Source organism: Streptomyces scopuliridis RB72, from assembly GCF_000718095.1.
Lineage (GTDB): Bacteria > Actinomycetota > Actinomycetes > Streptomycetales > Streptomycetaceae > Streptomyces > Streptomyces scopuliridis.
Genome location: NZ_JOEI01000027.1, coordinates 132,771 through 141,086, shown reverse-complemented (window position 1 = coordinate 141,086; position 8,316 = coordinate 132,771). Strand labels below are relative to the sequence as shown.

Annotated in this window: 8 protein-coding genes and 1 pseudogene; 3 read left to right on the top strand and 6 right to left on the bottom strand. The window is 71.0% G+C overall.

What is annotated here, in order from left to right; genetic code table 11:
• Positions 1 to 194, bottom strand: a pseudogene (locus IF11_RS41680) (hypothetical protein); the annotation flags it as partial.
• A 217-nt stretch (positions 195 to 411) separates the two neighbouring features.
• On the opposite strand from IF11_RS41680, the gene IF11_RS0128885 reads away from it, so the two are divergent.
• The gene (locus IF11_RS0128885) at positions 412 to 1,221 is read left to right on the top strand and encodes an SGNH/GDSL hydrolase family protein (protein WP_030354698.1); all 810 of its coding nucleotides are present in this window, start codon (positions 412 to 414) and stop codon (positions 1,219 to 1,221) included.
• 270 nt (positions 1,222 to 1,491) lie between these two features.
• On the top strand, positions 1,492 to 1,755 hold the full coding sequence (locus IF11_RS0128880; RefSeq protein WP_030354697.1) for a hypothetical protein: 264 nt from the start codon (positions 1,492 to 1,494) through the stop codon (positions 1,753 to 1,755).
• A gap of 277 nt (positions 1,756 to 2,032) precedes the next feature.
• Here IF11_RS0128880 and IF11_RS0128875 read toward each other — a convergent pair whose 3' ends face one another.
• Together IF11_RS0128875 and IF11_RS0128870 are read right to left on the bottom strand one after the other, a co-directional pair.
• Positions 2,033 to 2,815 (bottom strand): ABC transporter permease, encoded by a 783-nt coding sequence (locus IF11_RS0128875; protein WP_030354696.1) that lies wholly within the window; start codon positions 2,813 to 2,815, stop codon positions 2,033 to 2,035.
• On the bottom strand, positions 2,812 to 3,849 hold the full coding sequence (locus tag IF11_RS0128870) for an ATP-binding cassette domain-containing protein (RefSeq protein ID WP_078490978.1): 1,038 nt from the start codon (positions 3,847 to 3,849) through the stop codon (positions 2,812 to 2,814). Before IF11_RS0128870 ends, IF11_RS0128875 begins: the two co-directional genes overlap by 4 nt.
• Before the next feature lie 64 nt (positions 3,850 to 3,913).
• Between IF11_RS0128870 and IF11_RS0128865 the strand changes: the two genes are divergently transcribed.
• Positions 3,914 to 4,660, top strand: a complete 747-nt coding sequence (locus tag IF11_RS0128865; protein ID WP_030354694.1) for a TetR/AcrR family transcriptional regulator — start codon at positions 3,914 to 3,916, stop codon at positions 4,658 to 4,660.
• Positions 4,661 to 4,676: 16 nt separating this feature from the next.
• Here IF11_RS0128865 and IF11_RS0128860 read toward each other — a convergent pair whose 3' ends face one another.
• The 3 genes from IF11_RS0128860 to hmgA all read right to left on the bottom strand — a co-directional run bounded on the left by IF11_RS0128860 (position 4,677) and on the right by hmgA (position 8,132).
• Complete coding sequence (locus tag IF11_RS0128860) at positions 4,677 to 5,888, bottom strand: type ISP restriction/modification enzyme (RefSeq protein ID WP_030354693.1); 1,212 nt, start codon at positions 5,886 to 5,888, stop codon at positions 4,677 to 4,679.
• Positions 5,889 to 5,972: 84 nt separating this feature from the next.
• Positions 5,973 to 6,731 carry a GntR family transcriptional regulator gene (locus tag IF11_RS0128855; RefSeq protein ID WP_030354692.1) on the bottom strand — a complete coding sequence of 253 codons (759 nt, stop codon included), beginning with the start codon at positions 6,729 to 6,731 and terminating at the stop codon, positions 5,973 to 5,975.
• A gap of 69 nt (positions 6,732 to 6,800) precedes the next feature.
• Positions 6,801 to 8,132 carry a homogentisate 1,2-dioxygenase gene (gene hmgA, locus IF11_RS0128850; RefSeq protein WP_030354691.1) on the bottom strand — a complete coding sequence of 444 codons (1,332 nt, stop codon included), beginning with the start codon at positions 8,130 to 8,132 and terminating at the stop codon, positions 6,801 to 6,803.
• Between the last annotated feature and the right edge of the window lie 184 nt (positions 8,133 to 8,316).

The following is an 8,316-nucleotide window of genomic DNA, read 5'->3' as shown; positions in this document are numbered from 1 at the left end:
ATTCCTCCCTGGATGCCGAGCGGCGATCGCAAGGCGGAGGATCGGCGTTGTGGATGGCCCGGCCGTACTCGGGCGACTCCGACAACGCGGCGAGCGTGCTTACGGAAGCGGCCCACCAGAAAGCCGGCGGTCGCCGTCGTCACCCCCGCGACGATCGCGCCGGCGCGGCCGAGACCGGTTCTCACCAGGGCCATGACGGCATGGAACGTAGAACTCCCGCTGGACGGGTGAGCTGTGATCGCCAGTCGCATCCGCAACCTCCCTGATCGGATCTATTCGAACAGGGGCGAATCATGTGCTTCTGACACTCCGACCGGGAAGCCTCACGGAATGTTCTTGGCATGAACACTTCCAGTGAAGTGAACTGCCTGGTAACAAAGTTGAGGCAGCAATCCTGCTAGGAGAGGTCTTATGAAACTGTCCCGCATCACAGCGTTCTCGTCCTCGCTCCTTCTTGGCGCCGTGCTCGCTCTCACCGGAGCCGCCACGGCCCAGGCCGCGGACTCCGTCGCGGCCGTCGACTACGTGGCGCTCGGCGACTCGTACTCCTCGGGCGTCGGATCCGGCAGCTACGACAGCGCGAGCGGCAGCTGCAAACGCACCCCCAAGGCGTACCCCGCCCTCTGGGCCGCCGCGAACGCGCCCGCCTCGTTCGCGTTCACCGCCTGTTCCGGTGCCCGTACAGGTGATGTGACCGCCAATCAGCTCGGCCCGCTCAACTCGGGAACCGACCTCGTCAGCATCAGCATCGGCGGGAACGACGCCGGCTTCGCCGATGTGATGACCACCTGCGTGCTCCAGTCGGAGGCGACCTGCCTCAACCGGGTCGCGCAGGCGCGCGCCTTCGTCGACAGCACCCTGCCCGGAAACCTCAACTCGGTGTACACGGCGATCAGATCCAAGGCGCCGTCGGCCCGGGTGGTCGTCCTCGGCTATCCGCGCTTCTACCAGCTCAACGGCACGTGCGTCACGGGGCTGAGCGAGAAGGAGCGGGCCGCGATAAACGGCGCCTCCGACTATCTCAACGCGGCGACCGCCAAGCGGGCGGCCGACTACGGCTTCACCTTCGCCGATGTCGCCGGGGCCTTCACCGGGCATGAGATCTGCTCCGGCTCGGCGTGGCTGCACAGCGTGAACTGGCTGGACATCGGCGAGTCGTACCACCCCACCGCCGCAGGGCAGTCGGGCGGCTACCTGCCGGTCTTCCGCTCGGCCGCGTGACGGGCGTGGCGACCTGACGTCGTGACGGGCGCATGACGATGGCGGGGCCGGTTGCCGGGGCCTGGTGAGACCCGGAACCGGCCCCGTCGCACGCACCGGTCCCCGATGCAACGAAGTGTCCAACTCGCCCTGAAATAAGATGGATCGAGTATTGACTGTCCCTACCCGTACGGGTGTGGTCAATCGCAAAGGCGGTATACACGGGTGTCCCGGTGGGGCGATAGGGTTAACCTGCCCGGGCCGGGTGCCCTCGTACGGGTGGGGAGTGAAATGGAACAGATAACGGTGCACAGCAGGGCGCGAGTCCCTGCGATCACATGCGGGAGCAGCGCGTCCAGTTCGCGCCTCGACCGCCATCTCTCGGTGCTCGGCGGTCCCGCCGTGCCCCAGCGGGAGACGGCCGAGGCGACGCTGCTGATGCGCGAGCTGACCTCGCGTGACCGCTCGGAGACACATGGAAGCAAGGGCGCGCGCGTCTCGCTCTTCGCGCCGCTGCGGCGGCTGCGCCGCTCGCTGTTCGGCAGCCGCCGCTGATCCTCATGGCTCCATGGCGTCGGCGCGCCGCACCGTGAGCGCGTGACCGCCTCACGGAGGTAGCGCGTTCCGAAACATGTCCGAGCGTGCCCGAGTAATCCCGAACGCGCTCGGGCGATCACGCAGCCCGGCGCAGTGCCGCACTCGTCCGTCATCCCCAACGGCCCGCGGCAGTGCGCCGGAGCGAACGCCCGGTGCGTGATCCTTCCTCAGGCGGCGGCCCCGGCCGGTGAATCCACTCCCCGACACCGGTCCGGGCCCAAGCGCCCTCTCTTCCTCACGCGTCGCTTCTGGCGTACCGCCGTACCGCGAGCGGTACGAACAGGGCGAGCAGCAGCAGTGACCAGAGCAGCGATCCGGCCACCGGATGCGCCACCGGCCAGGCGGCGTCCGCGGCCGGCGCGGCATTGCCGCAGAGATCGCGGACGGCCGCGGCGAGCGCGCTGATCGGGTTCCACTCCGCGACCACGCGCAGCCAGCCGGGCAGCCCCTCGGCCGGGATGTACGCGTTGGAGAGCAGCGGCAGGATGAATGTCGTGGCGCCGAGCTGACCGGCCGCTTCCTCATTTCGGATGAGCAGGCCGAGATACGTACCGACCCAGTTGGCCGCGAACCGGAAGAGCAGCAGCAGTCCGAGGGCGCCCAGCGCGCCGAGCACGCCGCCCTCGATCCGCCACCCCACCGCGAGCCCCACCAGCAGCAGCGGCACCATCCCCGCGGCCGTGGTCAGCAGATCCGCCGCGGTCTGCCCCAGCGGTACGGCGACCCTGCTCATCGGCAGCGTCAGAAACCGGTCCATGACCCCGCGCTGCACATCCTGCGACGCCTGGAACATCCCGGTCATGATGCCGCCCGCGGCCGTCGCGGCGAGCAGCCCCGGCACGAGATACGCGCGGTACTGCTCGCCGGGCATCGCCAGCGCGCTGCCGAAGACATAGCCGAAGAACAGCAGCATGTTGATCGGCATCGCCTGGGTGAGGATCACCACGCCCGGCGCGTGCCTGATCCGCTGGAGGTGACGTCCGAGGACGGCACCGCTGTCGTACGCGATCGCGTTCATGCGGCGTGCTCCTTGTCGTGTCGCTCGTCGTGCGGCTCGTCGTGCCGGTGGGGCGTGTGGGGCGCGCGGGGGTCCGTACGGTCGGTCAGCCGCAGGAAGACCTCGTCCAGCGTCGGCGGACGCAGACTCGCGTCGGCCACCGGCACCCCCGCCGCGTCCAGCTCCCGTACCAGCCGGGGCAGGGTGAGCGCCGGGTCCTTCGCCACGGCTCCGGCGGTGCGGCGCTCCCGGTCGAGCGCGGGCTCGGCGCCGGTCAGCTGGTCGAGTACGGCCGCCGCCGCGAGGATCGCCGTCTCGGCGGCGGCCTCCGTCGGCTCCTCGGCGAGCACGACCTCCGCGTACGAGCCGATGCGCGCCTTGAGTTCGGCAGGGGTGCCGCGATGGGCGGCCCGGCCCCGGTCGATCAGCACGATGTCGTCGGCCAGCCGGTCGGCCTCCTCCAGATACTGCGTGGTCAGCAGGACCGTGGTGCCTCCGTCGGCGAGTTCGCGTACGGCCCGCCAGATCTGGTTGCGGCTGTGCGGGTCCAGCCCGGTGGTCGGCTCGTCGAGGAAGAGCACCCGGGGCCGGGTCAGCAGACTGGCGGCCAGATCGAGCCGCCGCCGCATCCCGCCGGAGTAGGTCCGTGCGGCCCGGTCCGCCGCGTCCGTCAGCTCGAAGCGCTCCAGGAGCTCATCGGCGCGGGCCCGGCCCGCCGGGCCCCTGATCCGGAGGAGCTTGGCGAAGAGCCGGAGGTTCTCCCGGCCCGTCAGCTCGCCGTCGACGGAGGCGTACTGGCCGGCGACCCCGATCGACCGGCGCACCGCGCGCGGATCGGTGAGGACGTCATGCCCGGCGACCAGGGCGGTACCCGCGTCAGGGGCGGTCAGGGTGGTCAGGATCCGTACGGCGGTGGTCTTGCCCGCGCCGTTCGGCCCGAGCACCCCGCAGACCGTGCCCTCCGCGACGGCCAGGTCCAGGCCGCGAAGGGCGTGCACATCGGCGCCGTAGCGCTTCTCCAGACCTTCACTAAGTACAGCGTACGTAGTTGTCATGCGGCCCACCGTAGCGCACTACGTACGTTGTACGTAACTAAGATGGTGGACGAGGTGATGATCGATGGCGGGGCGACCTGCTGAACCCGAAGTGATCTGGGCACGTCCGGAGCGGTCAGGACGCGGTCCCAAGCCGGCGTTCAGCCGCGCCGATATCGCGGCGGCGGCCTGCCGTATCGCCGACGAGGGCGGCCTCGACGCCGTGACCATGCGCCATGTCGCCGCCGAACTGGGCTGCGGCACGATGTCGCTGTACAACTACGTGCCGCGCAAGGAGGATCTGTACGAGCTGATGGTCGACCGGGTCTCCGGCGAGTACGACCTGCCCGAGAAGCCGAGCGGAGACTGGCGGGCCGATCTGGCCACCCTCGCGCACCGGGCCCGCGCGATCATGCACGTACATCCGTGGATGGCGCGGCTGATGTCGGCCGTCTACGGATTCAGCCCGAACACGATGCGGTACATCGAATACAGCCTGAGCTGTCTGGACGCCATCGATGCGCCCTACGGCGAGAAGATGGAGCTGGTGGCGATGGTCAACGGCGTCGTGACCACGTATGTCGCCAATGAGCTCCAGACGGCGGAGCGCACCAAGTCCCTGCCCTGGTCGGCGGAGCAGGAGCACGCCGTTCGTATGGCCTACCTGGGGCGGGAGATCGCGTCCGGCCGCTATCCGCGGCTGGCGGCGGCGTTCGCGGAGGACTCGGGGCCGATCGATATGGAGGCCGTCTTCGACCGGGCGCTCGCGCGGGTCCTGGACGGGTTCGACTCCCGGAGGCCCGGGACCTCCCCTCGGCCGGAGACCTCCTGAAGCGAGCCGCCCGCGGTCAGATCAGGGCGAACTGGCCTTCCGGTCCCTCCTCGTGGTGGTCCAGTACGGAGGCCGGCCGCCGGGCCGCCGCCGGGACGGGCAGAACGCCCGCGGCCCGCAGCTCCGCCGTACCGATCTCCGGACCGTCTCCGCGCAACCGCGCCTGGAGCGGCCGGAGTTCCGCCAGGAGCGCCAGGACCGTGATCAGTTCGAGCAGCTCCGAGGTCCACTCCCGTGGCCACTCCGACGGGCGGATCGCCGCGAGCGTGCCCGGCTCGGGGCGTGCGGTACGGCGCTCGAACCACAGCTCCAGCGTCCGTACGCCGCCCACCGTGAACTCCCAGGCCCCGGCGGGTACCGGGGAGATACGGCCCGAGCCGAGCCGGAGCATCTCGTCCCCCGGGTCGTAGTCGATCGCCTCCGGCCGGGCCGGAACGGCGGCCCGCACATAGGGGCGGCGGCCACCGGGCAGCCGGGGCCGCTCACCACCGCGCGCCCCGCGCAGCTGGATCCCGACCAGCCGCCGCCCCAGCTCGACCCCGGAGGCCCAGACGGCGGGGTCGGCGGTCAGCGGCACCGCGCAGCCGGCCGGGGTGCCCACGGCGACCGCCACGGCCCAGGCGAGCAGCTCTTCGGGGGTGACCTCATGGCCGTACCGCGCGGCCAGCAGGGCGGTCAGCCCGGGGGCCAGATTGGGTTCCACGCCACCGGGGCGGCGGTAGAGCGGCCGGATCCTGCCCGGCCGCCCGGCCGGGGAACGGCCGTCCGGGAGCACCGCCCCGACCAGCAGCGCGGGCCCGGCGGCCTGCGGTACGAACCCCTGCTCCACGGCGAACACCTGGTGCGCGTCGGCGACCCGCCACAGCTCGGGGCGGGCCGCGTCGATCAGCCGGTGGTCCGGGATCAGCCACTGCTCGTCGAACGGTCCGTGGAGCACCCGCACCGGCTCGGGGCAGCGCCCCGACTCCCGCGCGAACCGCCCGGTGCCGGTGGCCCGCCCCGGCAGCGCGGCGACGGCGCTGTGCGGCGTACGCGCGCGGGTCGGCCCGAACAGCGCCTCGCGCTCGGCGCCCTCGGCCCGTACGAGCCGGTCCCAGCGGGCGGTGAGGGAGGGCCGGTCGGGGGCGAGGATCCACTCCCTGCCGAACCGCAGCGGGGGCGTCGACCACGGCATGAGATCGCCGAGCAGCGGGCTCTCGTCCGTCGCCCCGGACCGCGTCGCCGTCATGCGGACCGTCCCTCCCGTCGGTCTGTGCGCCCTCCACGGCATGCTATCGGCCACCGCGCACGGGCCACCGAGGGAGCCTTGGACCTAGCTCATGAGGTCCGCCTCCACCGTGACCGAGAAGGAGAACCGGTCCCCCCGGTAGTGGATCCGCGCCACATCCGCGACCCGGCCGCTCTCGTCGTACGTCACCCCCGTGTAGTGCAGGATCGGGCTCAGCAGCGGCACCCGCAGCAGCTCGGCCGTGACCGGGTCCGCGAGCCGCGCCTCCACCGTGTCCGTGATCCGGCTGATCCGGATCCCGACGATGTCGCGCAGCACCTTCGTCATCGGCCAGCGCTCCAGATCGGCCGCATCGAGACCGGCCGCGATATCCGGACGGACCGCGTTCTCCGCCCAGTTGACGGGCTCGCCGCTCTCGCCGTCGCAGCGCAGCCGGCGGTACATGACCACCTCGTCCGCCCCGGGGAAGTACTCCGCGAGTTCGCCGGGCAGCGGGGCCGGGCCATGGCCGAGGAGCGTGGTCAGCTCACCGGACTGCTGGGCCACGATCGCGTCGATCGAGCCGAGCAGCCGGCGCGGGGCGCCGCGACGGGCGCCCGGTTCGATGAAGGTGCCCCGCCGCCGGTGCCGGCTGATCAGGCCCTCCTCCTCCAGCTCCTTGAGTGCCTGACGCATCGTCAGCACGCTGACGCCGTAGTGCGAGGCGAGCTGCTCCTCGGTCGGCAGCCGCAGCGGATCGTGCGGCCGGCGGCCCAGTATCGAGGCGCGCAGCGACTGGGAGACCTGATACCAGAGCGGAAGCTTGCGGTTCAGGATCAGTGAGTCCGGGGCGAAGGAGGTCACCGGCGACTCCCCGGCTGTGGCGACTCCAAAACGGTGGCACCTCCACGACTGTGTGTCCGAAACTCAGGGTCATGGCCTGAAGTGGCGCTCCAGACCTTGCCATACGTTGTCGTAACCGCGCTGGAGATGGGCGGCACCCGCCGCCTGCGCGGTCGCCGTCACCGGCCAGCGGGTCTCGAACATGAAGGCCAGGCCGTCGTCGATCTTCTGCGGCTTGAGCTCGGCGGCGCTCGCGCGGTCGAAGGTCTCCCGGTCGGGGCCGTGCGCCGACATCATGTTGTGCAGCGAGCCGCCGCCGGGGACGAAGCCCCCCTTGCCGGCAGTCTTCGCGTCGTACGCGCCCTCGATCAGGCCCATGTACTCGCTCATCACATTGCGGTGGAAGTACGGCGGCCGGAACGTGTCCTCGCCGACCAGCCAGCGCGGCGCGAAGACGACGAAGTCGACTCCGGCGAGGCCCGGGGTCTCGGACGGCGATGTCAGCACCGTGAAGATCGACGGGTCGGGGTGGTCGTAGCTGATGGTCCCGATGACATTGAAGCGGCGCAGATCGTAGACGTACGGCACATGATTGCCGTGCCAGGCCACCACATCGAGCGGGGAGTGGTCATAGGTGGCGGCCCAGAGATTGCCGCAGAACTTGTTGACCACCTGGGTCGGCCGCTCGATGTCCTCGTACGCGGCGACCGGCGCGCGGAAGTCACGCGCGTTGGCCAGGCCGTTGGCGCCGATCGGCCCGAGGTCGGGCAGGACGAAGGGCCGGCCGTGGTTCTCGCAGACATAGCCGCGCGCCGTTGTGTCCAGCAGCTCGACCCGGAAGCGCATACCGCGCGGTATCAGCGCCACCTCGCCCGGACGGGCCGCGAGCAGGCCCAGCTCCGTACGGATCAGCAGACCGCCGTGCTCGGGAACGATCAGCAGTTCGCCGTCCGCGTCGCTGAACACCCGGTCGGTCATGGGGGAGTTGGCGTAGTAGAGATGAATCGCCATCCCCGTGCGCCGCGTCGCGTCCCCATTGCCGCCCAGCGTCCACAGACCGGCCAGGAAGTCGGTACCGGGGGCGGGCTCCGGCAGCGGGTTCCAGCGCAGCCGGTTGGGGTCGGGGACGGTCTCGGTGAACGGGGCGCCACGGAGGGAGCCGTTGTCGATACGGGCGAACGGGGGATGCGCGGCCGACGGCCGGATCCGGTACAGCCAGGACCGCCGGTTGTGCGCGCGGGGCTCGGTGAACGCGCTGCCGCTGAGCTGCTCCGCGTACAGACCGAGCGGCGCGCGCTGGGGCGCGTTGCGGCCGACCGGCAGCGCCCCCGGCACGGCCTCGGAGCTGTGTTCGTTGCCGAATCCCGAGGAGTGGTCCAGATCCCCGGCCGTCTTCCGCGCGTGCTCGATGTCGTGCGTCATCCGCATCCGCTCCTCGCTCAAGGAATCCCGGAAGGTTAATCCTATGGTCAACCGTAGGATTAGTGGTGCGTTCCGTCAACGGGACCGAGCGGCATCATGGATCGCGTGTCACGCGACCGTACGCATACGAAGCCCGATGCCGAGCCCCCCGCCGGCGCCGAACCCGAGCCCGAGCCCGAGTCCG